At 70.0% G+C, this 26,228-nt stretch carries 20 protein-coding genes and 1 pseudogene; 17 read left to right on the top strand and 4 right to left on the bottom strand.

The features are described from left to right. Positions 1–14: 14 nt before the first annotated feature. Together QFZ21_RS19435 and hrpA are read right to left on the bottom strand one after the other, a co-directional pair. Positions 15–959, bottom strand: a complete 945-nt coding sequence (locus tag QFZ21_RS19435) for an NADP-dependent oxidoreductase (RefSeq protein WP_307380813.1) — start codon at positions 957–959, stop codon at positions 15–17. A gap of 20 nt (positions 960–979) precedes the next feature. Beyond that, positions 980–4,948, bottom strand: coding sequence for an ATP-dependent RNA helicase HrpA (hrpA, locus tag QFZ21_RS19440; protein ID WP_307380816.1), 3,969 nt, complete (start codon positions 4,946–4,948; stop codon positions 980–982). Positions 4,949–4,995: 47 nt separating this feature from the next. Here hrpA and QFZ21_RS19445 point away from each other — a divergent pair, with 47 nt between their 5' ends. From QFZ21_RS19445 to QFZ21_RS19460, 4 genes are all read left to right on the top strand, one after another. Further along, the gene (locus QFZ21_RS19445) at positions 4,996–6,231 is read left to right on the top strand and encodes a heparan-alpha-glucosaminide N-acetyltransferase domain-containing protein (RefSeq protein WP_307380819.1); all 1,236 of its coding nucleotides are present in this window, start codon (positions 4,996–4,998) and stop codon (positions 6,229–6,231) included. After that, positions 6,228–7,064: an aldo/keto reductase gene (locus tag QFZ21_RS19450; RefSeq protein ID WP_307380820.1), complete on the top strand. Its 837-nt coding sequence runs from the start codon at positions 6,228–6,230 to the stop codon at positions 7,062–7,064. Before QFZ21_RS19445 ends, QFZ21_RS19450 begins: the two co-directional genes overlap by 4 nt. Before the next feature lie 76 nt (positions 7,065–7,140). Next, positions 7,141–7,710, top strand: a complete 570-nt coding sequence (msuE, locus tag QFZ21_RS19455) for an FMN reductase (protein WP_307380822.1) — start codon at positions 7,141–7,143, stop codon at positions 7,708–7,710. A 33-nt stretch (positions 7,711–7,743) separates the two neighbouring features. Next, the gene (locus QFZ21_RS19460) at positions 7,744–9,543 is read left to right on the top strand and encodes a thioredoxin domain-containing protein (protein ID WP_307380824.1); all 1,800 of its coding nucleotides are present in this window, start codon (positions 7,744–7,746) and stop codon (positions 9,541–9,543) included. A 15-nt stretch (positions 9,544–9,558) separates the two neighbouring features. Here QFZ21_RS19460 and QFZ21_RS19465 read toward each other — a convergent pair whose 3' ends face one another. Then, positions 9,559–9,777 carry a hypothetical protein gene (locus tag QFZ21_RS19465; protein WP_307380827.1) on the bottom strand — a complete coding sequence of 73 codons (219 nt, stop codon included), beginning with the start codon at positions 9,775–9,777 and terminating at the stop codon, positions 9,559–9,561. A 98-nt stretch (positions 9,778–9,875) separates the two neighbouring features. Between QFZ21_RS19465 and QFZ21_RS19470 the strand changes: the two genes are divergently transcribed. The 5 genes from QFZ21_RS19470 to QFZ21_RS19490 all read left to right on the top strand — a co-directional run bounded on the left by QFZ21_RS19470 (position 9,876) and on the right by QFZ21_RS19490 (position 14,272). Continuing rightward, a complete protein-coding gene (locus QFZ21_RS19470) occupies positions 9,876–10,802 on the top strand; it encodes a hypothetical protein (RefSeq protein WP_307380828.1) in 927 nt (308 codons plus the stop codon). Continuing rightward, complete coding sequence (locus QFZ21_RS19475) at positions 10,799–11,155, top strand: GntR family transcriptional regulator (RefSeq protein WP_307380830.1); 357 nt, start codon at positions 10,799–10,801, stop codon at positions 11,153–11,155. Before QFZ21_RS19470 ends, QFZ21_RS19475 begins: the two co-directional genes overlap by 4 nt. 166 nt (positions 11,156–11,321) lie before the next feature. Then, complete coding sequence (gene hisC, locus QFZ21_RS19480; RefSeq protein WP_307380832.1) at positions 11,322–12,389, top strand: histidinol-phosphate transaminase; 1,068 nt, start codon at positions 11,322–11,324, stop codon at positions 12,387–12,389. Next, positions 12,386–13,789, top strand: a complete 1,404-nt coding sequence (locus QFZ21_RS19485; RefSeq protein ID WP_307380834.1) for an amino acid permease — start codon at positions 12,386–12,388, stop codon at positions 13,787–13,789. The genes hisC and QFZ21_RS19485 overlap by 4 nt, the downstream gene beginning before the upstream one ends. A 3-nt stretch (positions 13,790–13,792) precedes the next feature. Further along, positions 13,793–14,272 carry an Lrp/AsnC family transcriptional regulator gene (locus tag QFZ21_RS19490; RefSeq protein WP_307380836.1) on the top strand — a complete coding sequence of 160 codons (480 nt, stop codon included), beginning with the start codon at positions 13,793–13,795 and terminating at the stop codon, positions 14,270–14,272. A gap of 22 nt (positions 14,273–14,294) precedes the next feature. Here QFZ21_RS19490 and QFZ21_RS19495 read toward each other — a convergent pair whose 3' ends face one another. After that, entirely contained in the window at positions 14,295–15,848 is a 1,554-nt protein-coding gene (locus tag QFZ21_RS19495) for a dolichyl-phosphate-mannose--protein mannosyltransferase (RefSeq protein ID WP_307380839.1), read from the bottom strand. Positions 15,849–15,883: 35 nt separating this feature from the next. Between QFZ21_RS19495 and rsmI the strand changes: the two genes are divergently transcribed. The 8 genes and pseudogenes from rsmI (at position 15,884) to QFZ21_RS19535 (ending at position 26,214) form a co-directional block, all read left to right on the top strand. Then, a complete protein-coding gene (rsmI, locus tag QFZ21_RS19500; RefSeq protein WP_307380841.1) occupies positions 15,884–16,705 on the top strand; it encodes a 16S rRNA (cytidine(1402)-2'-O)-methyltransferase in 822 nt (273 codons plus the stop codon). A gap of 195 nt (positions 16,706–16,900) precedes the next feature. Next, positions 16,901–18,007, top strand: coding sequence for a LacI family DNA-binding transcriptional regulator (locus QFZ21_RS19505; RefSeq protein WP_307380843.1), 1,107 nt, complete (start codon positions 16,901–16,903; stop codon positions 18,005–18,007). Between the two features lie 153 nt (positions 18,008–18,160). Further along, a complete protein-coding gene (locus QFZ21_RS19510) occupies positions 18,161–19,840 on the top strand; it encodes an ABC transporter substrate-binding protein (RefSeq protein ID WP_307380845.1) in 1,680 nt (559 codons plus the stop codon). After that, a complete protein-coding gene (locus QFZ21_RS19515) occupies positions 19,837–20,817 on the top strand; it encodes an ABC transporter permease (RefSeq protein ID WP_307380847.1) in 981 nt (326 codons plus the stop codon). The genes QFZ21_RS19510 and QFZ21_RS19515 overlap by 4 nt, the downstream gene beginning before the upstream one ends. Next, positions 20,814–21,728: an ABC transporter permease gene (locus QFZ21_RS19520; protein ID WP_282216545.1), complete on the top strand. Its 915-nt coding sequence runs from the start codon at positions 20,814–20,816 to the stop codon at positions 21,726–21,728. Before QFZ21_RS19515 ends, QFZ21_RS19520 begins: the two co-directional genes overlap by 4 nt. Then, the gene (locus tag QFZ21_RS19525) at positions 21,725–23,452 is read left to right on the top strand and encodes an ABC transporter ATP-binding protein (protein ID WP_307380850.1); all 1,728 of its coding nucleotides are present in this window, start codon (positions 21,725–21,727) and stop codon (positions 23,450–23,452) included. The genes QFZ21_RS19520 and QFZ21_RS19525 overlap by 4 nt, the downstream gene beginning before the upstream one ends. A gap of 12 nt (positions 23,453–23,464) precedes the next feature. Next, positions 23,465–24,634, top strand: coding sequence for a glycoside hydrolase family 1 protein (locus QFZ21_RS19530; RefSeq protein WP_307380851.1), 1,170 nt, complete (start codon positions 23,465–23,467; stop codon positions 24,632–24,634). A gap of 34 nt (positions 24,635–24,668) precedes the next feature. Continuing rightward, positions 24,669–26,214 (top strand): annotated as a pseudogene (locus tag QFZ21_RS19535) (molybdopterin-dependent oxidoreductase). Positions 26,215–26,228 lie beyond the last annotated feature (14 nt).

A 26,228-nucleotide genomic window follows, 5' to 3' on the forward strand; every position in this document is an offset into this window, starting at 1 on the left:
GCTGGCGCGTCGCGTTACGGAACGAGGATGATCTTGCCCGAGGCGGCGCCGGACTCCACGAGCTCGTGCGCCTGCGCCGCTTCAGCAAGGGGGAGTTCGGGTCCGATCTCGATCGTGAAGTCGCCGGACGCGAGCAGCTCGATCGTCTTCGGGAGTGCTTCCGCGCGAAGCGCGAGTTCCTCCTTCGTCAGTGGCTTCGGCGATCCTCCGGAGAACGCGCGGATGCCGAACGACGCGGCATCCGGTCCGCGGACGATCGTCGCGATGCGGTCCCGGTCCTCGACCAGGGCGAGTGAGGTCTCGATCGCCTCGTCGGTGCCCGCGCAGTCGAGCACGACGGTGACGGGCGCGGGGGCCGCCTCTCGCACGCGCTCCAGGAGGCCCTCCTCGTAGGAGATCGGGATCGCGCCGAGCTCTCGCAGCTGCTCGTGGCGGGCCGGGCTCGCGGTGGCGATCACGGTCGCACCCCAGGCCACCGCGAACTGCACGGCCGCCTGGCCGACGGCTCCGGAACCGCCGTGCACGAGCAGCACATCGCCGGCGGTCACCCCGATCGACCGCAGCGCCTGGTACGCGGTGCCGGCGGGGATGCCGATCGCGGCGCCCTCGGCGGCGGTGACCGCGTCGGGGAGCGCGGCCAGCTTCTCGACCGGAACGACGAGAGCGGAGGCGTACGTGCCGAGCGTGTCGCGGACGGCCACCCGATCGCCGACGGCGAACTCGTCGACGCCCTCGCCGAGCGTCTCCACCACGCCCGCGCCGTCGAAGCCGACCGGTCGCGGCTCGGTGATGTCGGGGGACGGGCGCTTCCGGGAGCGCAGCTTCGCATCGATCGGATTCACGCCCGCCGCCTCGATGCGCACGACGACCTCGCCGCGCGCGGCGACGGGATCGGGAACCTCGATCTCGTGCAGGACTGCGGGGGAACCGAACTCGGTGTAGACGATCGCGCGTGCCATGCGATCCAGGCTACCCGCGCTCAGCGCCCGGCGAGCGCCTTCGTGATCCGCTGCGGCGATACGGCCTGCGCGGTGCCCAGGCGCTGCGCGAACACGCTGACCCGGTACTCCTCGAGCAGCCAGCGCACCTCGACCAGGGCCGGCGGCGCATCGGCGGCGAGCGGGATCGTGCCCCCGGCATCCTCGAAGGCCTGCGCCATCCGCTCGTACTCCGTCATGCGCGCCCGGTCCTTGCCCGGCTCGCTCGTCAGGGTCTTCAGGCGGTCGAGCATGCCCTCGAGGTAGCGGGGGAAGTGCGCGAGGCGCTCGACGCCCGCCGCCGAGACGAATCCCGGATGCAGCAGCCCCGACAGCTGCGTGCGGATGTCGTTCAGCGGGCCGAGGAGCGCGAGGGAGTTCTGAGACTTGATGCCGCGCTCGACCTCGCGCGACTTCGTCAGGATGCGTGCGACGAGCGAGACACAGGCGAACAGATCGTCGACGAGGGATGCCGAGACGGCATCGCGGACCCGCGCGAACTCCGCCTCGGTGCGCACGATGCCGGTGCCCCCGGTCGCCCCGTCGATCACGCGCCGCGCGACAGCGGCCCGACCGTCTTCGATGAGAGCCGCGGCGGACTGGTACGGCGATGCGGCGAGCGCCAGCTTCTCCTGACTGGTCAGGTGCTCCTGCACGTACGACGAGGGGGAGGGCACGCCCAGCAGCACCAGTCGCAGCACGCCGTCGCGGGTCGCTGCGGCTGCAGCATCCGCCGTTGACTCGACCCGCACCGACACCGTCTTGCCCTGGTCGACGATCGCCGGATACCCGCGCACCACGCCACCCGCCACCCGGGTGTCGAGCACCTCCGGGAGGTCCCCGAAGCTCCACGACGTGAGGCCGGTCTTCTCGATCGATCCCGCGCCTCCCGCGGCGGCCACGGTCGCCGTCGCATCCCTCGCGCCTCGCGGACCGCGCGGGGGCGCGGCGATCGACCGAGCCACACTGCTGCGGGCCCGGTCGGAGAGGCGGGTCTGCAGCTCGCGCAGATCCCGTCCGGCTCCGACGACCCTGCCGCGTTCATCGACGGCCCGGAAGTTCATGCGCAGGTGCGCCGGCACCCGGTCGTCCTCGAAGTCGGCGTCCGACACGAGCTGATTCGCGAGCGGCTGGATCAGGCGCGCGAGCGCCTCCTTCAGCGTGCGCGCCGGCAGGCCGTTGTGATTCTCGGGCCCCTGATCCGCGAGCTCGGCGCCGAACTTGTCGGCCCAGTCGGCTGCCGGGACGACGTGGCGGCGGATCGCCTTGGGCAGGGCGCGCAGCAGGCCGGTGACGAGTTCCGCGCGCAGACCCGGCACCTGCCAGTCGAAGCCGCGATCCTCGATCTGCGCGAGCAGTGGCAGCGGCACGACCACGCTGACTCCGTCGTCGGCCGCTCCCGGCTCGAACCGGTACGCGAGACCGAGCACCTGATCGCCCTGGTTCCATCGCGTCGGGAACTCGGCCTGAGCGGCGCGGCTCTCGTCGTCGAGCAGGTCGCCCTCGCGCATCACCAGCAGCTTCGGGGTCTGCTGCAGCGCCTCGCGCCACCACGCCTCGAACGACCGCACGTCGAACACCTCGGCCGGGATTCGCTCGTCGTAGAAGCGGAAGACCGCCTCGTCGCCGGCGAGGATGTCGCGGCGGCGCTCACGTTCCTCGAGCTTCTCGAGGCGCTTGCGGAGCTCGGCGTTGCTGCGCCAGAACGCGCTGACGCGCTTGTCGATGCGCGTGGGATCCCATTCGCCCTCGACGAGCGCGTGTCGCACGAAGAACTCGCGGGACGCCGCACGGTCGATGCGCGCGAACTGCACGCGCCGACGGGGGATGATCTCGAGGCCGAAGAGGGTGACCTTCTCGAACGCGACCGCGGCGCCGGCATCCTTCGACCAGTGCGGCTCGGTGACCTGGCGCTTGGCGAGGTCTCCGGCGAGCGGCTCGGCCCAGGCAGGATCGATCGCGGCGACGGTGCGCGCGAACGTGCGGGAGGTCTCGACGATCTCGGCCGACATCACCGCCTGCGGGCTCTTCTTGCGCAGGCCCGAGCCGGGGAAGATCGAGAAGCGGATGCCGCGGGCGCCTCGGTACTCGGCGATGCGGCGGCCCTTCTGCTCCTTGGCGGGGGAGTGGGACTTGCCGGCCGGTGCGGTGCGCTCGTCGAGGATGCCGATCTGCGACAGCAGGCCCGACAGGATGGCGCGATGGACCGCGTCGGGATCGGCCGTCGTGGTCCCTGAGCCCGACGAAGGTCCGTTCGTCTTCACCAGGGTGCTCAGCTGACGATGCACGTCGAACCATTCGCGCACACGCACGTAGTTCAGGTGCTCGGAGCGGCACAGGCGGCGGAAGGCGCTGGAGCCGAGCTCGCGCTGCTGTTCGCGCAGATGGTTCCAGAGATTCAGCAGGGCGAGGAAGTCGCTCGTCGGGTCGGCGAACCGCGCGTGCAGGCGGTCGGCCTCCTCGCGGCGCTCCTCCGGTCGCTCCCGGACGTCCTGGATCGTCATGCCCGCCACGATGGGCAGCACGGCGTCCAGGACCTGGGTCCCTGAGCCGGTCGAAGGGCGCCCGGCTTCGATCAGCATGCGGGCGAACCGCGGGTCGACCGGCATCCGCGAGATGTCGCGACCGATGCGTGTGAGGCGCGGGGCGTCGTCGCGGCGCGACGGTGAGACCGCACCGAGCTCTGTCAGCAGGTCGAAGGCCGCCTTCACGCCGCGGGAGTCCGGCGGCGTGAGGAACGGGAAGGCAGTGATGTCGCCGAACCCCAGCGACAGCATCTGCAGGATGACCGAGGCCAGGGACGTGCGCAGGATCTCGGGTTCGGTGAACTCCGGACGTTTGTCGAAGTCCTCCTCCGAGTACAGCCGGATGGCGATGCCGTCGCTCGTGCGACCGGCGCGACCGGCGCGCTGGTTCGCCGACGCCTGCGAGATCGCCTCGATCGGGAGCTGCTGCACCTTCGACCGATTGCTGTAGCGCGAGATGCGGGCGGTGCCCGTGTCGATCACGTACCGAATGCCGGGGACCGTCAGGCTCGTCTCCGCGACGTTCGTGGCGAGGATGATCCGGCGGCGCACGCCCGCGACTTTGGACCGCTCGAACACCCGGTGCTGCTCGGCCGCAGAAAGTCGGCCGTACAGTGGGAGCACCTCGGTGGGGGAACGGTCCTTCGCATAGGCGCCGCGCACGGCGTCCGCGGCGTCCCTGATCTCGGCTTCGCCCGGCAGGAAGACGAGCACGTCGCCCGGCTCCTCGCGGTCGAGCTCGCGCAGCGCGGCGACGATCGCGGAGACCTCGTCCTCGTCCGCTGTCTCCTCGGTCTGTTCGCGGTAACGGATCTCCACGGGGTAGGTGCGCCCGGACACCTCGATGATCGGAGCAGGCCTTGATTCGGTCCCTGAGCCTGACGACCCTTCGTCTCGCTGCGCTCGCTCAGGACCCGGGGCGAAGTGCTTCGCGAAGCTCTCGGGGTCGATCGTCGCCGAGGTGATGATCACCTTGAGGTCGGGCCGCTCCGGCAGGATTCGGACGAGGTAGCCGAGCAGGAAGTCGACGTTGAGCGAGCGCTCGTGCGCCTCGTCGATGATGATCGTGTCGTAGCGGGTGAGCAGCCGGTCGCGGTGGATCTCGTTGAGCAGGATGCCGTCGGTCATCAGGGCGACGCGGGTCTCGTCCGAGACCTTGTCGGTGAAGCGCACCTTGTAGCCGACGAGTGTGCCGAGCTCGACCTGCAGCTCTTCGGCCACGCGTTCCGCGATGGTCCGGGCGGCCAGGCGTCGCGGCTGCGTGTGCGCGATGCGCGTGCGACCGAGCTCGAGCGCGATCTTCGGCAGCTGCGTCGTCTTGCCCGACCCGGTCGCGCCGGCGACGATCACGACCTGATGGTCGCGGATGGCGTCGGCGATCTCGCCCCGGGCCGCACTGACGGGGAGTTCCGGGGGGTAGTGGATCACGGGGAGGGACGCAGACATAGCCCTCTATCGTAAGCCGCACAGCGTCGTGCCCCTACGATCATCGAGTGACGACGACAGAGCTGTGGCATCCGATGCGCTGGTTGCGCGACTTCGGCCGCCCGCCGCGCATCCTCGGCCTCGACATCGCCCGCGGCCTCGCGATCCTCGGAATGGCCGGGGCGCACATCGGCGAGAACGAGGCGTTCGACTGGGCGGATCCCGCCACGTGGACCGATCTCGTGCACGGCCGTTCCTCGATCCTGTTCGCGATCCTGGCGGGTGTCTCGATCGCCCTGATGACCGGACGCACCGTTGTTCCGGAACGCGAGCGCCTGCCCGGCATCCGACTCACTCTCATCGGTCGTGGGGCGGTGATCTTCGTGATCGGACTGGCGCTCGAGATGCTGAACACGCCCATCGCCGTCATCCTCACGCTGTACGGCCTGCTCTACGTCGCGGTGATCCCGTTCCTGCGGTGGCGGCCGTGGCAGCTGCTGATCGGCGCCGGGGTGCTCGCCCTCGCCGGGCCCGCGCTCCTCGCCTTCCTCGGCGCGGTGCTGTTGCATCCGTTCGGGGCGGGGGTCGGCTTCGTCCTCTACGGGACCTACCCGATCACCGTGTGGATGGCGTTCGTCCTGGGCGGAATGGCGCTCGGGCGGATGCGCGTCGATCGGGTGCGCACCGCGGCCGTCGCCCTCGGAGTCGGGGTGGTGCTGGCGGGGATCGGCTATGGTCTCGGAGCCGCGGGGCAGGCCGCCGGCTTCGCGATCCCGACCGAGAGCAGCTCGTACATCGACGCGTCCTCCTCGCTCTTCGAGAGCGGCGACAGCGGCGCGTCGTCCGCGCCGAGCGGATGGGCCGGATATCCGCAGGCTCTCGCCGAGGCCGATCCGCTCCGCGCCGTGCTCGCGGCGATCTTCGGCGTGGAGCCGCACAGCGGAGGCACCGCGGAGGTGCTGGGCTCGGGAGGGTTCGCGCTCGCCGTGATCGCGCTGTGCCTGCTCCTCAGCAGGCCCCTCCGCTGGCCCCTGCTCCCGCTGGGCGCGCTCGGTTCTATGCCGCTGACGGCATACAGTGGCCACGTGCTCGTGATCGCGCTCGTGTCGGGGCCTGGCGGCTTCGTCGTGAGCAACGAGTTCTGGGGCCTGATGGCCGTCGGCCTCCTCCTCTCGGCCACCCTCTGGTCGATGCTCTTCGGACGCGGTCCCCTCGAGCGACTGGTCGGGCGGGCGGCGGTCGCGATGGCCGGGACGTCACGGCCCGCCCCCGACCACGTCACCCGTCCTAGGCTGGAACCATGACGATTCCTGCACTCGAACTCAACGACGGCCACTCCATCCCGCAGCTCGGCTACGGCGTCTTCAAGGTGCCGGCGGCAGAGACGGAGCGCGCCGTCAGCGACGCGCTCGAGATCGGCTACCGGCACATCGACACGGCGGCGATCTACGGCAACGAAGAAGGCGTGGGGGCGGCCATCGCCGCATCCGGCATCGCCCGTGACGAGCTGTTCATCACGACCAAGCTCTGGAACGACCGTCACGACGGTGAGCAGCCGCGCGCCGCCATCGCCGAGAGCCTCGAGAAGCTCGGGCTCGACCAGGTCGACCTGTATCTGGTGCACTGGCCGACGCCCGCGAAGGACGACTACGTGCACGCGTTCGCGAAGCTGGTCGAACTGCGCGAGGCCGGGCTGACCCGCAGCATCGGCGTCTCGAACTTCCTGGTCCCGCACCTGCAGCGCGTGGTGGACGAGACCGGCGTCACCCCCGCGGTCAACCAGATCGAGCTGCACCCGGCCTACCAGCAGCGCGACGTCGTGGCGTGGTCCGACGAGCACGGCATCCGCACCGAGGCGTGGGGCCCGCTCGGCCAGGGCAAGTACGACCTGTTCGGCACGCCCGCGGTGGCGGATGCTGCGGAGGCTCACGACGTCACCCCCGCCCAGGCGGTGCTGCGCTGGCACCTGCAGAAGGGGATCATCGTCTTCCCGAAGTCGGTGCGCGCCGAGCGCCTGCGCGAGAACCTCGATGTATTCGGCTTCGAACTGACCGACGCCGAGGTCGCGGCGATCGACGCTCTCGACCCGCTGGACGGTTCGGGGCGCGTCGGCTCGCACCCGGACGAGGTGAACTGAGCCTCTCCGTTCCCGCACATGACGCCCCGTGTCGCCGACCGCGACACGGGGCGTCGTCGTGGGTACCGTCGAGGTCATGACAGCTCCGTTCCGCGTCGTCGCCGTGTCGGGTTCCCTGCACGAGCCGAGCAAGACGACCGCCCTCGTCCGCGCGATCACGGCCGCCATCGGAGAGCGGGCGCCGATCGAGGCGCAGCTCATCGAGCTCACGCAGATCGGTCCCGGCCTCGCCGGAGCGCTGCGCCGCGACCAGCTGCCGCCCGAGGTGGAGGAGCAGCTCCGCGCGATCGAGACCGCCGACCTCCTCATCGTCGGCAGCCCCGTCTACCGCGCCTCGTTCACGGGTCTGTTCAAGCACCTCTTCGACTTCGTCGGCCAGTACGACCTCGTCGGAAAGCCCGTGCTGCTGGCGGCCACCGGCGGGGGCGAGCGTCATGCGCTGATCATCGAGCACCAGCTGCGTCCGCTGTTCGGCTTCTTCCAGGCGCTGACGCTCCCGCTCGGCGTCTACGCGAGCGACACCGACTTCGACAAGTACGAGATCACGTCCGAGATCCTGCAGTCGCGCATCGCGCTCGCCGCAGAGCGTGCTCTTCCGCTCGTCGGCTACGCGGCCTCACGACCGGTCGAGCTGCTCGTCGGCTGAGCCCTTCCGCCCTGTGCGGCGTAGCGTGAGAGCATGACCAACCGGCTCGCCGACACCCTCAGCCCGTACCTGCGAGCGCACGCCGACAACCCCGTGGACTGGTTCCCGTGGGGTGAAGACGCCTTCGAGGAGGCGCGTCGGCGCGACGTGCCGCTGCTGATCTCGATCGGCTACTCGACCTGTCACTGGTGTCACGTGATGGCCCGGGAATCGTTCGCCGACCCGGCGATCGCGGCGCTCATGAACGAGGGCTTCGTGTCGGTGAAGGTCGACCGCGAGGAGCATCCCGACGTCGACGGTGCGTATATGGCCGCGGCGTCCGCGTTCACCCAGAACCTGGGCTGGCCCCTGACGGTGTTCGCGACGCCCCGTGGTCGCACCTTCTACGCCGGCACCTACTGGCCGCCGGACGCCCGGCCGCCCATGCCCGCGTTCCGCGACGTGCTCGCCGCCGTCCGAGAGGCGTGGATCGAGCGCCGAGCGCAGGCGGAGGAATCGGCGGATGCCGTCCGCGACGCGCTCGCCCGCGCCGCCGTATCCGCTCCCTCCGAGCTTCCTTCCGCGGGGCCGATCGCCGAGGCCGCGGAGGCCATCTCCGCACGGGAGGACCGGCACTTCGGCGGTTTCGGGGGCGCCCCGAAGTTCCCGGTCGCCACGACGCTGCGGTTCCTGCAGAACCCGCTCGTGCGGCGCGAGGCGCCGGAGGCGGCGGCATCCGCTCGACGTGCGCTCGCCGCGATGACGGAATCGGCGCTGCACGACGAGGACGGCGGGTTCTTCCGCTACGCCACGCAGCGCGACTGGACGGTGCCGCACTATGAGCGGATGCTGACCGACAATGCGCAGCTGCTCGAGGTCGCCGTCGACGAGGGCGACGCGCAGACCGCACGCGGGATCGCCGGCTTCCTGCTGGCGACTCTGCAACGCTCGGAGGGCGGGTTCGGTGCGGCGCAGGACTCGGAGTCCTGGATCGATGGTGTGCGCAACGAGGGCGGGTACTACCTGCGACCGGTTGCCGAGCGGGCTGAGCTCGAGCCGCCCGCCGTCGACGGCAAGGTCATCACGGGCTGGAACGGCATGGCCATCGGGGCGCTCGCGCGCGCCGGGGCGTGGGCGGGCGAGGGCTCCTGGATCGATGCTGCGGCAGCTGCCGCCGAGGCCGTGCTGCGCGTGAACCGCGACGGGTCAGGACAACTGGTCCGGGCATCGCTCGACGGGGTCGCGTCGAAAGCCGTGGCGACGGTCGCCGACCTCGCCCTGCTCGCGGACGGCCTGTTCGCGCTCGCGGTAGCGACCGGCGAGGTGCGCTGGGCATCCTCCGCCCGCGACGTGCTCGACCAGGCGCTGGCGGGCCCACGGCTCGACCCGCAGCTGGCGGAGAACGGCATCGTCGCGTCACCCGACCAGACCGACGGCGACCTGCCGTCGGGAGTCGCGGCCGTTGCTGCGGCAGCTCTCACCGCTTGGCGACTCGGTGCGGGGGAGCAGTACCGCGAGGCTGCGGCGGCGGTGGTCCGCGAGCACGGCGGACGCGGCCTGGAACAGCCGTTCGCGCACGGCAGCCTGCTGCGCGCGGCGGCCGGGTTGATCGACCCACCGCGGCAGATCGTCGTCGTCACCGATGATCCGAGTGGGGGCCTCGCCTCCGCCGCCCGACGGGCCGATGCCGACGTCGCAGCCGTGGTCACTCCGACACAGGCCCAGGCCTTCGCGGATGCCGGGTTCGAGCTGTTCGAGAGCAAGGCTGAAGTGGCCGAGCGCGCGTACGACTGCCGCGCGTTCGTGTGCCGGCTGCCGGTGAGCGACCCGGCCGGTATCCCGCTCGCGCGCTGACACCGCGCGGGCTCGTCAGCGGGCATTCCGCGGATGCTGACGAGCGACTCGCTCGTTCCCGCGGCGGTAGTTCCCCGTCACGCGTGCCATCAGCTGCTGTGGGTCGCCTTGCTCGGCCTGTGCGAGGAACTCGGCTGCCCGCGCGCCGCGCAGCACGGTCGCTGTCCGACCCTGGTGTCGGATGACGATCTCGTCGCCGCGAACGAGGAACTCGAAATCCGACGGGGTGCCCATGGAGCGAGCGTAGCGTTCATCCGCTTTCGTGTGCCAACGGATTGACACACATCAGTGGTCAGTGTACCGTTCGAGTGATACACGGAATGAGGGTGATCATGGACGGGATCATGGTGGGGGTCTACTCCCTGAGCGTCGTCGCGGCAGCGGCTGTCGTCTGGCTCGTGGTGAATCGGCGCCGAGGAAGTGTGCCTTCGGGCCGGCTCGCCCCGATCGTCGGCGCCGCGCGGCGTCGGGCGCTGATCGCGGTGCTCTTCGCGGCCACGGTGTTCCTCGTGGGCATGCTCGCCGGGGTCGCCCTGCCGGAGCTGCTCGGGCAGCCCTTCGCGCTCACGCCGCTCGTCGCCGGGGCGGCCGGCCTGGCTCTGTACGGAGCGACGCCGCCGCGCGCGGTCTCCGTGCGCGACGACGAGCCGCGTGATGCCGTCCTGGTGCCGCGCTCCGCTCTCTCCGCGGTGCCGGCGCGCTGGGCGGCAGTGCTGCTCGTGGTGAGTGCGCTCTTCGTCCTGCTCGTCGTGTTCTGCGGGATGACGGCGGGAGTCGACGAGGCCGGGCGTGCGCGGACGATCCGCTTCGAGGCGCCCGACATGGCTTCGTGGTCGAGTCCCTACCCCGGGTGGTTCTACGGCGTCCCCGCGCTGCTCGGACTGCTGTGTCTGTCGGTGTGCATGGTCATCGCGCTGCGACGCATCAGCTCTACCGCGGCATTCCCGCGTGCCGCCGACGCCGAGCTCGATCGGCACTGGCGTCGACGCTCGGTCGAGGTGGTGCTCAAGCTCGCCATCGGCGCCGTGCTCTTCTCGTTCGGCGGGATCTCGGTGATCGCGGGTCTCACGATGGGCAACGCGGTCATCGACGGCAGCACGCTGGTCGTGTGGTGGGTGATCGCGGTGTCGCTGAGGATCATCGGCCTGGTGGCGCTGGTGCTGAGCGTCGGAAGTGTGACACTGGCCGGTCTGACCGCCGCGACGATCGGCAAAGCCGCTGCCTCCGAGGCGATGCCCTCCGAGGTCGCCGTCCGATGATCACCGTCGATCCCGCCAGTGCTGTCGCGCCGTTCGAGCAGGTGCGGTCTCAGATCGCCGACGACATCCGCTCCGGTCGGCTCGCGGCGGGGAGCCGCCTGCCCTCCATACGGCAGCTCGCCGCCGACCTCCGTGTCGCGGCCGGGACGGTCGCGAAGGCCTACGCGGCGCTGGAGGGGGAAGGGTTGATCGAGAGCAGCAGAGCACGCGGCACCCGGGTGCGCGCGGGCAATACGCACACGACCGTTGTCCGGGATGCGGCGCGGACCTTCGTCGCTGCGGCAGAGGGCATCTCGCTCGACGAGGCGCTCGGCGCCGTGCGCGCGGCCTGGACGAATCGCCCTTCGACCTGACTGAGCAATCTGCACAGTGGATGCGGCAGTCCTGCCCTCGCGCTGCGCGCGTTGTCCAGCATCCGGTGCACCGATTGCTCACCCCTCGGCATCCGGTCTACTGTTGCGCGACGGCAGGCAGCACCGCCAGGGCTGCCGCCCGATCACAGCAAGGACGCTTTGACACATGCCACTTCCCACCCGTGCCGCTCTGGATGCCGTTCCCGCGTACCGCCAGGGCCGCTCCGCCCCGGCTGGCGCATCGAAGCTCTCCTCGAACGAGTCGCCGCACCCGCCGCTCCCGTCCGTGGTGCGCGCGGTCAGCGAGCGCCTGACGAGCATCAACCGGTATCCCGACATGAGCGCCGCCGCACTCCGCGACGACCTGGCCGCGCGCTATCGCGTCGATCCCGCCCTGGTCACGGTCGGTGCCGGGTCGGTCGAGATCGCCTCGCAGCTCATCCACGCGGTCGCGGGTGAGGGCGACGAGGTCATGTTCGCGTGGCGGTCGTTTGAGGCGTACCCCTCGCTGGTGCGCATCGCCGGCGCGACTCCGGTGGCCGTGCCGCTGAACGCCGACCATGCGCACGACCTCGATGCGATGCTCGCCGCGATCACCCCGCGCACCCGCCTCATCTTCGTGTGCAACCCGAACAACCCGACCGGCACGGTCGTCAGCGCCGATGAGCTCGAGGCCTTCGTGGCCGCCGTGCCGCACGACGTGCTCGTGGTCATCGACGAGGCCTACGTGCACTTCGACCGGACCGACAGCTTCGGCGCCGGTATCGAGCTGTTCCGCCGCCACCCGCACGTCGCGGTGCTGCACACGTTCTCCAAGGCGTACGGCCTGGCAGGGCTCCGCATCGGGTATGCGATCGCGCCCGCCGAGATCGCCGAGAGCCAGCGCAAGGTCGCGGTGCCGTTCGGCATCACCGACCTCGCCCAGGCGGCCGCCAGGGCATCGCTGGCTGCGGAGGACGAGCTCTCGGTCCGCATCGACGAGGTCGTCGCCGAGCGGGAGCGGATGCTGACCCTCCTGCGCGACGCCGGATGGCCGGCCGTCCCCTCCCAGGCCAACTTCGTCTGGGTGCCCGCCGGGGAGCGGACCGCAGAGCTCGAGATGCTGCTGCGCGAAGGTGGCGTGATCACGCGCGCCTTCCCCGGCGAGGGCGTGCGCATCTCGTCGGGCAGCACCGTCGACATCGACCGCGTGACGGCGGCCCTTCTCACCGATCGCAAGGAGGCGACCGTATGACCACCGACCGCGACACCCAGGTGCCCGCCACCACCACGACCACCAAGGGGCTGCACCCGGGCCTCACCCGTCGCCAGATCTCGATGATGGGGCTCGGCGGCGCGATCGGCGCGGGACTCTTCGTCGGATCCGGTCAGGCGATCGGCCTGGCCGGCCCTGCCGTGCTGATCTCGTACCTCGTCGCGGGCGGCATCGTCGTGCTGGTGATGGCGATGCTGGCCGAGATGGTCGCGGCGCGGCCCAGCTCCGGCGCATTCAGCTCCTATGCTCAGCGGGCGATGGGGCGGAGTGCCGGCAGCGCGGTCGGCTGGCTCTACTGGATCCAGCTGGTCGTCGTGATCGCCGCCGAGGCTACGGGGGCGGCGGGCATCGTCGCGAACTGGATCCCGGGGATCCCCGCCTGGGTGTGGGTGCTCGTGTTCGTCGTGGCGCTCACAGCGGTCAACCTGTTCGGGGTGCGCAACTACGGCCGCTTCGAGTTCTGGTTCGCCGCGATCAAGGTCGCCGCGATCATCGCGTTCCTCGTCGTCGGCGTGTGCGCCATCGTCGGCCTCATCCCGGGCGTCTCGGGCACGGGCGTCGCGAACCTGGTCGACAACGGCGGCTTCGCCCCGAACGGCATGACCGGCATCGCGGCCGCCCTCCTCATCGTGGTGTTCGCCTTCGGCGGCACCGAGGTCGTCGCGATCGCGGCGGCCGAATCCGACGACCCGTCGCGCAACATCCGCCGCATCGTCCGCGAGGTGCTGGTCCGCATCCTGATCTTCTACGTCGGCTCGATCTTCGTCATCGTCACCGTTCTCCCGTGGGACGACGCCGCCGTGAAGGACGGGCCGTTCTCGGCGGTGCTCGCCACCCTGAACGTGCCGGGGGTCGGGCTCGTCATGGACCTCATCGTGGTGATCGCCCTGCTCTCCGCCATGAACGCCAACATCTATGGCGCATCCCGCATGGCGTACTCGCTGGGGGAGCGTGGGCTCGCGCCGCTGGTTGCCACGCGGACGAGCCTGAAGGGCGTCCCGTATGTGGCCGTGCTGGCATCCGTCGCCTTCGGGTTCGTGACCGTGGGGCTGAACTGGGCGTTCCCCGACGTCGTGCTCCCGGCGCTGCTGAACGTCGTCGGCTCGACGCTGCTGGTCATCTGGACGGCCACGGCGGTCGCGCAGATCATCCTCCGTCGCCGCGCCGACCAGGCGGGCGAGGCCATGCCGATGCGCATGTGGGGCTTCCCGTGGCTCTCCTGGCTGTGCCTGGTGCTGCTCGCGGGCGTGATCGCGCTGGCGATGATCGACCCGGCCGCGCGCATTCAGCTCCTGCTCACCCTCGGGCTGACCGCGGTGCTGCTGATCGTCGCGCGGGCGACGCGGAGCTTCGCGCGGCCCGGAGTGGTGCGGGACTGACCGATGCGCATCGACCATCTCGACGCCGAGCTCATCCGCATGCTGACGGAGTCGCCGCAGCTGCCGATCCTGGAGTGCGCCCGACGACTGGGAATCGCTCGAGGCACGGCGACGAGTCGGCTCGCGCGACTGCACGAGGGCGGGGTGATCGAGGCGATCGTGCCGCGCATCGATCCGAGCGGCTTCGGGTACTCCGTCGTGGCCTTCTGCCTGGTGGAGATCGACCAGAAGGTGGGCCACGACGACGTCGCGCGAGCACTGGCGGATGCTGTGCCTGAGATCGTCGACATGCACACGGTGACCGGGGCGAGCGACATGCAACTGCGTCTGGTCGCGCGAGACGCCACCCAGCTGCAGGAGGTGCTCGACCGCGTCGCGCTGGTGCCGGGTGTCGCCCGCACGGCGTCGTCGATCGCGATGCGCACGCACCTGTCCGGGCGGGTCCTTCCGCTGGTGGAGCACGTCGCGGCGGACGTGTCGTAAGGGCGTCCCTCGAGGCGGGAGGTCAGACCCAGCCGGGCATCCAGTTGTGGAGCAGCCAGAACTGGTACGGCACGCTCATCCCCGTCCAGAGCGGATAGAAGAACGCCGAGAGCAGCACGACGAACCCGAGGAAGATGAAGACGGTGCGCTCGCCGGACTGCCGCCGGTACAGCGACTCGTCGCGCCGACCGGCGATGATCCGCAGCGTCAGGGCCAGCGCGATCACCAGGAACGGCACCATCACCACGGTGTAGAACTGGAAGATCGTGCGCTCGGGGAACATCAGCCAGGGCAGGTAGGTCGCGGCCAGCCCGACCAGGGGGATGCCGACCTCCGCACCGACCGGCTGCCGACGGATCCAGCCGCGCACCAGCAGGAAGAGTAGGTAGATCGAGGCCGCCACTCCGCCGAACCAGATGAGCGGGTTCGGCACCGAGGAGATCACGGCGATGCAGTGGTCGACACCGCACGGCGCGGGGTCGGTGCCGACCCACACCGCGGTGGGCCGGAGCAGGAACGGCCACTCCCAGGCCGGACTCGCATACGGGTGGCCCTTCGTGAGCCCGACGTGGAACCCGAGCATCGACTGGTGGTACTTCCACAGCGCGACCAGCGGGTTCGCGTCACTCTGCCGGTCGTATCCGCCGGCGGTGACGAGCCAGCCGGTCCAGCTGACGAGGTACACCGCGAACGCCGGGAAGACCATCAGGACGAAGGAGACCGGGCCCTGGCGGAAAGCGGCATCCGTCGGCCAGAGGACCACGCCGGCCCGGCGACGTGCCAGCGCATCCGTCACGACGACGTAGAGCCCGAACGCGGCGAGCGCGTAGAGGCCCGACCACTTGACGGCGGATGCTGCGCCCAGCGCGGCACCGGCGGCGATGAGCCAGGGGCGGCGCCACAGGATCGGCCCCCAGAACGGGTCGGGCGCTTCGGGGTTCCGTCGCTCCAACCGCGGGATCGTCCGCTGCCGATCGAGGAGCACGAACAGCACGCCCAGCAGGATGAAGAACGTCAGGATGCCGTCGAGCAGCGCGATGCGGCTGAGCACGATGCTGAGGCCGTCGATCGCGAGCAGCGTCGACGCGACGGTCGCGACGACGACGGAGCCGGTGAGCCGCCGTGCGACGAGGTAGACGAGCAGCACGGATCCCGCGCCGAGGAGGGCGGTGGCCAGGCGCCAGCCCGCGCTGTTGTCCGGGCCGCCGAGCGCCATCCCCAGCGCGATGAGCCACTTGCCGAGCGGCGGGTGCACGATGAACGCGCCCCGATCGGAGAGTGGCAGCTCCTGGAGCGTGATGAACGCCTCGTTGGCGTTCTCGCCCCAGACACCCTCGTAACCCAGGGTCCACAGCGACCAGGCATCCTTGACGTAGTAGGTCTCGTCGAACGCCAGCTGATGCGGGTGGCCGAGGTTCACCAGACGCAGGACGGCGGCCAGCGCCGTGATGACCAGCGGCGCGAGCCAGCGGACGGGACGGCCCCAGTCGGGACTCCGCAGCATCCGATCGCGGAACTGCCCGTAGCGCGTCAGCCGGTCCTCGGGGGCAGGCAGCAGAGGCACGGGCGCGGTCACCGGTCCAGCCTAGACAACGCGCCTATGCTGAGCGGGTGATCATCCTCGCTGCCACTCCGATCGGAAATCTCGGCGATGTGTCTCGCCGCCTGGTCGAGGTGCTCGAGAACGCCGAGACCATCGTCGCGGAAGACACCCGGACGACGCAGAAGCTCCTGAAGGCGCTGCAGATCGACAACCGGCCGCGGCTGATCGCCCTGCACGACCACAACGAGAAGCAGAAGGCCGCCGAGATCGCAGCTCTCGCCGCCGAGTCCGACGTCGTCGTCATGAGCGACGCGGGGATGCCGACCGTCAGCGACCCCGGCTACGGCCTGGTCGCCGAGGCCGTGGCGCAGGGGATCACGGTGACGGCGATCCCCGGTCCGAGTGCAGTGCTGATGGCGCTGGCGATCTCGGGTCTGCCCACCGACCGCTTCACCTTCGAGGGCTTCCTTCCACGCAAGCCGGGGGAGCGGCGATCCGTGCTCCGGGCGCTCGCGTCCGAACCGCGCACCATGGTGTTCTTCGAGTCGCCGGCCCGCCTCGCGAGCGCTCTCGCCGACATGGGCGGAGCGTTCGGTGACGTGCGGCGCATCGCGGTGTGCCGCGAGCTCACCAAGTTCTACGAGGAGGTGCGCCGGGGCACGGCATCCGAACTCGTCGCCTGGGCCGAGAACGGCGTGAAGGGCGAGATCGTCGTTGTCGTCGAGGGCGCGCAGCGCCGCGACGCCTCGCCCGAAGACGCGCTGGCACAGGTGCAGCAGCTGGTGGCCGACGGCATCCGCCTGAAGGATGCGGCCTCCGAGGTCGCCGCGCTGACCGGACTGTCGTCGCGGGACCTCTACCAGGCCGCGCTGGCTGCCCGCACGCGATGACTCCGGCCGATTCTGCGGACGCTTCGGTAGGACGAACGCGCGTGACAAGGATGGATGCGCCGAATTCGTCCTTGGCAGGCGTACAAGGCCTTGCGAAGCGCACGGCTACGGATGCCGAGATCAGCGCACGCCCGCACGGGGCCCTCGTCGCCCGCCGGGTACCCTGGGCAGGATGACCGGAGAGAGGGCGCGATCGTGAGCAAGGCAGCGACGGTGTACGACGTCGCGGATCGCGCGGGCGTCTCGATCGCCACCGTCTCCCGCGTCCTGCGCTCGCCGGATGCCGTGCGCCCGGTCACGCGCGAGCGGGTGCTCGACGCGGTCTCCGCGCTCGGCTACGTGCCGAGCGGCAGCGCCCGCGGCTTGGCGGAGCGCCGAACCGGTGTGCTCGGTCTGTACTTCCCCGGCTTCGACGCGGCGGAGGATGCGCCCGCGCTCGACGTGCTCTCGCGCGGCGCGGATGCGGCGCCTCCGTTCACGGTCGTCCACGACGAGACGGATGCCGATGGCGAGCATCCGACGATGCTGTTCCTCGACGAGGTGCTCCGAGGCGCCGAGCTCGAGGCCTGGAAGCAGGGCTTCGTGCTCATGGTCGGTGTCGGACGTCATGACCCCGACCGCTCGACCGTGCGCGACATGGCCGGGCGGGTGGACGGTCTCGTCGTCCTGGCCCGCAGCGTTCCCGACGATGTGCTCGCCCGACTCGCCCGCAGGATTCCGGTTGTCGTGCTCTCGGGCCCGTCTCGAGGGGACCACTACGATCACGTGACCGTCGGCAACGCCGAGGCGATGGCCGAGCTGACGCGGCTCGTGCTGTCGGAGACCCGCGGCGCACCCCCGGCCTTCCTCGCCGGGCCCGACGACTCGCCGGACGGCGCCGAGCGCTGGGACGGATTCTCGCGCGCGATCTCCGATGCGGGAATCGCGGCCGATGATGTCGTGGTGCTCCGCGGAGACTTCACCCGTGCGTCCGGCCGCCGCGCCGCTGAGCAGCTCATCGGCCGAGGTCTTCCGGTGGCGCTGATGTCGGCCAACGACCAGATGGCGCTGGGCGCGCTCGACGCCTTCCGATCGGCCGGGGTGTCGGTGCCGGAAGACCTGATCGTGACCGGTTTCGACGGCATCGAAGCCGGGGCGCTCTCGATCCCTCGTCTCACCACCGTGCGGCAGCCGATGATCGAGCTGGGGAGAGCCGCCGTGCAGGTGCTGGCCCGGCGGCTGGAGCGTCCAGGCACCGATCCGGTCGCCGTCCGGCTGCCCCTCGAGATCGTGGTCCGCGAGAGCTCTCGCCGTTCGGACTGACCCCCCGCGACACCGCGGTGCACGACGGGCACACCCGTCAAGGGGTTGCCGAGCACAAATGTATGCGCTTACAATCGCTGATACGGCGCAGGCCGTACAGGGCGATCTCATCGGGGAGCGTCCTTCATGACAGAGATGACATGAGGTAGCAGGGTGTCAGAGGGCAAAGTGTCGACGAAGCACACGTTCCGACGCTGGCGACGAGCCGCGATCGTGGGACTGGCGGCCGCAGCGGTCGCCCTGAGCGGATGCAGCATCCAGATCACATCCCAACCCGATCCTTCGATCGGCGAGGACACGATGCTGATCAACGCGGACAAGGGCAATCCGTTCTTCACGCAGAACTTCAACCCGTATCTCACCAACACGCGTACCGCGTCGCGGTGGATCTACGAACCGCTGATCCTGATGAACAACCTCGACGGCTCGCTGAACCCCTGGCTGGCCACCGAGTGGGAGCAACCCGACGCCCGCACCATCGTGATGACCCTCCGGGACGACGTGACGTGGAGCGACGGCGAGGACTTCACCGCCGACGACGTGGCCTTCACGTTCCAGATGCTCAAGGACAACCCGCCGCTCGACATCAAGGGCGCCTGGCAGCACCTCGAGAGCGTCGAGACCGACGGCGACACCGTCATCCTGCATCTGCTCGGTGACGACGCGCCCGCGCTCACGATCCTCGGACAGACCATGATCGTGCCGGAGCACCTCTGGAAGGACGTGAAGGACCCCGGCACCTATCGCAACGAGAACCCGGTCGGCACCGGCCCGTTCGTGCTCGGCAACTACAACGACCAGCAGTACTCGGTGGACAAGAACCCCGACTACTGGCAGGCCGAGAAGATCGAGATCGAACACATCATCCTGCCGTCGACCAACTCGCAGCTCGACACCGTCAGCCGCGGGTACGACTGGTCGTACTCCTTCATCTCCGACGTCGAGGGGACCTGGGGTGCGGCCAGCGAGCACAACCAGTGGTGGTTCCCGCCGGGCGGCGTGATCGCGCTGATGCCGAACCTCGAGGTCGCTCCGTTCGACGACGTGAACGTGCGCCGCGGCATCGCGCTCGCGCTCGACCGTGAGGAGATCGCCGAGACCGCCTCCGAGGGCTACATGGAGCCCGCCGGCCAGACCGGCCTCATCCTCCCCAACCAGGAGGAGTACCTCGACCCCGACATCCCCGACCAGGGCATGATCACGCAGGACAGGGATGCCGCCCTCGCGGCGTTCAGCGATGCGGGCTACGAACTCGACGGCGACCGGCTCGTCGGTGCCGACGGGAAGCAGCTCGAGTTCGCCCTCACCACCGCGAACGGATTCACCGACTGGACGCGTGCGGCGCAGACCGTGCAGAGCCAGCTCGCCGACGTCGGAGTGAAGGTCACCCTGCGGCTGCCGCAGCCCGCCGGGTATCAGAGCGCCATCAGCAACGGCGACTTCGAGATGGCGATCGGCGGCATGGGCGGCGGCGACGTCTACCAGGCCTACAACAACCTGCTGTCGAGCCAGTTCTACGTGCCGTCCGGCGAGGCGACCTCGAACAACTTCCAGCGGTTCCAGTCCGAGGAGGCCGACGCCCTGCTGGCGGAGTACCGCGGCACCGTCGACCCCGCCCGGCAGACCGAGATCGTGCAGGAGCTGCAGGGCATCGTCTACGACCAGATGCCCGTGATCGGGCTGTACTACGGCGGCATCTGGGGCCTGTTCAGCGACGCCAAGTTCACCGGCTGGCCCTCGGCCGATGACCCGTACATGATCCCGCAGAACTACGACAATGCGCCGCTGATGATCTTCACGCGGCTCGAGCGAGTGAAGGGTGACGACCAGTGAAGTACGTCCTCCAGAAGGTCGGGCTGTTCGTCCTCACGCTGTGGGCTGCGATCACGCTGAACTTCTTCCTCCCGCGGCTCATGCCCGGATCCCCGGCGGATGCGGCCATCGCCAAGCTCTCGCAGAACGGGCCGGTGTCCGATGCGACCCGCGCGGCCATCGAAGCCCAGCTCGGTGTTCCGACCGGATCGATGTGGGACCAGTACGTGTCCTACCTCGGCCAGGTCGCCCGGCTCGACTTCGGCGTCTCGTACACGTTCTACCCGCAATCGGTGTCGAGCATGGTCTCGACCGCGCTGCCGTACACGATCGGACTGGTGGGCATCGTCACGATCCTCGCCTTCGTGATCGGCACCCTGATCGGCGTCGCCGCGGCCTGGCGCCGCGGCACGTGGCTCGACTCGCTGCCGACGCTGACCGGATCGTTCCTCAGCACCTTCCCGTACTTCTGGACGGCGCTGCTGCTGCTGTTCTTCTTCGGCTACGTGCTGCACTGGTTCCCGACCACGGGCGCCTACGCCGCGACGACGACTCCCGGATTCACCGGGGACTTCCTCGCCGACCTCGCCCAGCACGCCGTGCTCCCGGCGTTGACGATCCTGCTCACCTCCCTCGGCGGCTGGATCATCGGCATGCGCAACGCGATGATCAACACCCTCGGCGAGGACTACATCACCTTCGCGGAGGCGAACGGCCTGCACGGCCGCACGATCGCACTCCGCTACGCCGCGCGCAACGCGATCCTGCCCAACCTCACCGGCTTCGGGCTCACGCTCGGCGGCGTGGTCGGCGGATCGATCCTCGTGGAGCAGGTGTTCGGATACCCCGGCATCGGGTACCTGCTCTTCAACGCCGTGATCGGGCAGGACTACCCGCTCATGCAGGCGCTCTTCCTGATGATCACCGTGAGCGTGCTCATCGCCAACTTCCTCGTAGACATCCTCTACGGGGTACTCGACCCGAGGACCCGCCGATGACCTCCACGATGAACGTCAAGATCCCGGCCGACCGCATCGCCGCGCCCAGCCCGTGGCGCGCCTTCGGGCGCATGGTCGGCACCCTCTGGTCCAACGGCAAGGCGCGGCTGGGCCTGTGCATCCTCGCCTTCTTCGTGCTGGTGGCGGTCTTCGCGCCGCTTCTCGCACCATATGGAGCGAAGGACAACGGCTTCGAGCGCAACCTCGACTCGTCCTGGGAGCACTGGCTCGGCACCACCGCCGCCGGTGAGGACGTGCTCAGCCAGTTGATCTTCGGCGCCCAGGTCAGCCTGCTCGTCGGCTTCGCCGCCGGCATCCTGTCGACGATCGTCGCGATCCTGATCGGGTTGAGCTGGGGCTACATGCGCGGCTTCGGCGGCGAGGTCGTCGGGTTCATCGTCAACCTCTTCCTCGTCATCCCCGGCCTGCCGCTGATGATCGTGATCGCCGCGTACCTGCAGAACGGCGGCATCCTGATGATCATCGCCGTCATCGTGGTGACCGGATGGGCCTGGGGTGCGCGCGTGCTGCGCAGTCAGACGCAGTCCCTCCGCGGCAACGACTTCGTCACCTCGGCGCAGTTCTCCGGTGACAGCAGAGCGCGGATCATCTTCCGCGAGATCCTGCCGAACATGACCTCGATCATCGCCGGCACGCTCTTCGGAGCGGCGACGGCCGCGATCCTCGCCGAGGCGGGGCTCGAGTTCCTCGGGCTCGGCGACTCCAGCATCGTCAGCTGGGGCACGATGCTCTACTGGGCGCAGAACTCCAACTCGCTGCTCACCGGGCAGTGGCTGCTGCTGTTCGCCCCCGGTCTCTGCATCGCGCTGCTCGCGCTGAGCCTCACACTCATCAACTTCGGCGTGGACGGCATATCCAACCCGCGCCTGCGAGAGGGGAAGGGACGATGAGCGTCTCCGAACAGACCACCGGCCCCGAAGGCGCCGAAGTCCTGCTCGACGTGCAGAACCTGTCGGTCGAGTACGCGTCGCCCGGCACGACGCCGGTCACCGCGGTGCACGACGTCTCGTTCTCTCTGAAGCGCGGCGAGTTCGTCGGACTGGTCGGCGAGTCGGGGTCAGGCAAGTCGACCCTCGGCTTCGCGCTGACCCGTCTGCAGAAGCCGCCGGCGCGGATCAGCGGCGGCCGCATCCTGTTCGGCGGCCGCGACATCCGCGAGCTGGATGCCGAGGAGCTGCGGCGCCAGCGTCAGGGCGGCTTCGCCATGGTGCTGCAGTCCGGCATGAACGCGCTCAACCCGGTCCGCACCGTCGGCCACCACTTCCGCGACATCTTCGCCGCACACGGCCATGTGCCGAAGGAGGCGCGAGACGCGCGGGCTCGGGAGCTGGTCGGCAAGGTGGGTCTCGACGCCGAGGTGCTGGCCCGGTACCCGGGAGAGCTCTCCGGCGGGATGCGGCAGCGCGCCTCGATCGCCCTGGCCCTCTCGCTCGAGCCGCAGCTGATGGTCTTCGACGAGCCGACGACCGCGCTCGACGTGCTCGTGCAGCACGCCGTGATGGACACCATCAAGGAGCTGCAGCACGCCGAGCGGTTCACCGCCATCCTGATCAGCCACGACCTCGGCATCGTGCTCGAGGCCACCGACCGCGTGATGGTCATGCACGAGGGACGCATCGTCGAGGATGCGGCGAGCCGCACGATCCTCGAGAACCCCGGCGACGAATACACGCGGATGCTGTTGAGCCACTACGCCGACCCGCGTGCGAAGTCGATCTCCATCCCGGGGTTCCTCGACCTCGGCACCCGCGAGCGCGAGGGCCGCTCCCGCACCGACGTCACCGAGACGCTGCCGACCGTGTCGAAGCGCGACACGCGCCGGGCGGATGCGGCCATCGTGGTCGAGGGCGTGTCCAAGCTCTATCCGGCCCCGCGGCGCGGACAGGACGCGGTCACCGCGGTCGACGACGTGTCGTTCCGGCTGGAGCCGGGCGAGTCGCTCGCGCTGGTCGGAGCATCCGGATCGGGCAAGTCCACGATCGCCAAGCTGATCACCGGCGTCGAGAAGCCGAGCTCCGGAACGGTGCGCTTCGGCGACACCGACGTCGCCTCGCTCAAGCGCCGCGGCCTGCGCGACCTCCGCAAGGACGTGCAGATGGTGTTCCAGGACCCGTACGCGGCGCTCAACCCGCTGCACACGGTCGAGTACGCGCTGACCCGACCGGTCATGAACTACACGAAGCTGCGCGGCCAGGAAGCCAGAGCGCGGGTGCTCGAGCTGCTCGAGACCGTGGGTCTCACGCCGGTCGAGCAGTTCGCGGCGAAGCTGCCGCATCAGCTGTCCGGTGGTCAGCGGCAGCGTGTCGTGATCGCGCGGGCGCTCGCGAGTGATCCGCAGGTGCTGATCGCCGACGAGCCCGTGTCGATGCTCGACGTCTCGCTGCGGGCCGGCGTGCTGGCGCTGCTGGAGGACCTGCGTGAACGCTGGGGCATCAGCATGCTCTACATCACGCACGATCTGCTCAGCGCGCGGCTCGTGACCCAGAACATCCTGGTGCTCAACAGCGGGCGGGTCGTCGAACGTGGCGAGACCGCCGAGGTGCTGCAGCATCCGGAGGATCCGTACACGGTGCAGCTGCTGGATGCCGTGCCGAATCCGGCAAGAATTCGATAGAGAGGAGCACTCGTGCTCAGATTCCCCGACGGCTTCCTGTGGGGCGCCGCGACCGCCGCGCACCAGGTGGAGGGCAACAACACCTCCAGCAACTGGTGGGCCATGGAGCATGCTCCCGGCTCGCCGATGGTCGAGCCTTCCGGAGACGCCGCCGATCATTTCCACCGCTACCCGGAGGACATGGGCCTGCTCGCTGCGGCCGGCCTGAACTCCTACCGGTTCTCGGTGGAGTGGGCGCGCATCGAGCCGGAGCGCGGCTTCGTGTCGCGCGCCATGCTCGACCACTACCGCCGCATGATCGACACCGCCCGCGAGAACGGGCTCGATCCCACGGTCACCCTCATGCACTTCACGGTGCCGCAGTGGTTCCAGCAGGACGGCTTCTGGCGGGCGGATGACGCGGTCGACCTGTTCTCGCGCTACGTCGAGACGGTGCTTCCGATCCTCGACGGCGTGAAATACGTCTGCACGATCAACGAGCCGAACATCGCCGCGATGCTCGCCGGGGGAGAGGATGCCGCGAACCTCGTGGCCTTCGGCCTCCCGAACCCCGATCTCGCGGTCGCCGACACGCTGCTCGAGGCGCACCACCGCGCATCCGAGATCGTGCACTCGGTGTCGGGCGCACAGGCGGGCTGGACCATCGCGACGCAGGCATTCCACTCCACCGGCGAGCCGGGCGCGGACGAGATGGTCTCGACGTACGGCGACCCGCGTGACCACTGGTACCTCGACCAGTCCGCCGGCGACGACTTCGTCGGCGTGCAGGCGTACACCCGCACCTTCATCGGCCCCGAGGGGCCGCTGCCGGTCGCGGACGACGTGGAGACGACGCTCACCGGCTGGGAGTTCTTCCCCGAGGCGCTCGAGCTCGGCGTGCGCAGCGCCTGGGAGCGCAGCGGCGGCGTGCCGATCCTCGTGACCGAGAACGGCATCGCCACGGCCGACGACACCCGGCGCATCGCCTACACGCAGGGCGCGCTGGAAGGTCTGCATCGGGCGATCTCCGACGGGATCGACGTGCGGGCTTACCAGCACTGGAGTGCGCTGGACAACTACGAGTGGGCGAGCGGATTCGCCCCCACGTTCGGGCTGATCGGCTTCGACCGCGAGACGTTCGTGCGCTCACCGAAGCCCTCGCTCGCCTGGTTGGGTGAGGTCGCACGCCGGAACGGCCTCTGACACCCGCACCCGGGGTTACGCTCGGGTCATGACGATGACCTCGGACGCCCGCGTTCAACAGCGAGAACGGCTCAGGCCGGCGCTCGCCGGCCTGAGCGCGGCGTTCGCGGGCGTCGGCCTGGCCGAGCTCGTCGCCGCGGTGATCGAGCCGGCCGCGAGCCCGTTCGCCGTGATCGGGAGCGGGCTCATAGACCTGGCGCCGAGCTGGGCGAAGGACACGGCGATCGCGCTGTTCGGCACCGGCGACAAGGTCGCCCTGCTGATCGGCATCGCGATCGTTCTCGTGATGGTGGCCGCGGTCGCCGGCATCCTCGAATTGCTGCGCTCCGGCGTGGGCGCGGTGATCCTGGGCGCTCTCGGTGCCCTCGCCGTCGTCGCCGCGCTGATCCGGCCAGGAGCCGGGCCGTTCGCGTTCGTCCCCGGCATCGTGGCGGGGCTCGTCGCGATGATCGTGCTGCGCTTCCTGGTGCGCAAGCTCCGACCCGTCGCGGGGTTCCCGCCCGACGGCGACGATCGCCGCAGGTTCCTGCTGTGGACCGGGGGCGCCGCCGCCGGCGGAGTGATCACCCTGCTGATCGGGAGCGTCGCCCGCGGTGCCACGCAGTCGCTCGAGACCGTGCGCGAGGCGCTCAAGCTGCCATCGCCCGCCACCGAGGCGTCGCCTGTTCCGGCCGCTGCCGAGCTGGACATCCCCGGACTCGCCCCCGTCGTGACGCCGAACGCCGACTTCTATCGCATCGACACGGCGCTGGTCGTGCCGCGCATCGACCCCGCCGATTGGTCGTTGCGCATCCATGGGATGGTCGACCGTGAGGTCGTGATCACCTGGGACGAACTGCTCGCCCTGCCGATGACCGAGGCGGACGTCACCCTGGCCTGCGTCTCGAACGAGGTGGGCGGATCGCTGATCGGCAACGCCCGCTGGCTCGGATATCCGCTCCGAGAGCTGCTGGCGCGCGCCGGGGTCAAGCCCGACGCCGACATGGTGCTGTCGACCTCGTCCGACGGCTTCACGGCATCCACCCCGATCGAGGCGCTCACCGACGATCGTGACGCGCTGCTCGCGATCGGCATGAACGGCGAGACGCTGCCGGTGGAGCACGGCTTCCCGGTGCGGATGGTCGTTCCGGGGCTCTACGGCTACGTGTCGGCGACGAAGTGGGTCACTCAGCTCGAGGTCACGCGCTTCGACCGCACGCTCGCGTACTGGACGACCCGAGGCTGGTCGGATCACGGACCCGTCAAGCTGCAGTCGCGGATCGATGTCCCCCGCGGTGGTCGCCAGCTCGCGGCCGGCGCGACGATGATCGGCGGGCATGGCCTGGCAGCAGCACGTCGGCGTGGCCGCCGTCGAGGTGCGCGTCGACGGCGGAGCCTGGCAGCCCGCCGACCTGGCCGAGGCGATCTCGGACGACACCTGGGTGCAGTGGAGCCTCCCGTGGGCGGCGATGAGCGGGCAGCACACGATCGAGTGCCGTGCGATCAGCGCGGACGGCGAGACGCAGACGCCTGACCAGGCCGCTCCGGCGCCCGACGGCGCGCAGGGCTGGCATCGGGTCGAGGTCTCTGTCGGCGCGTAACCACCGGCGCTGCG

This window comes from Microbacterium sp. W4I20, assembly GCF_030816505.1.
In the GTDB taxonomy this organism is placed as follows: Bacteria; Actinomycetota; Actinomycetes; order Actinomycetales; family Microbacteriaceae; genus Microbacterium.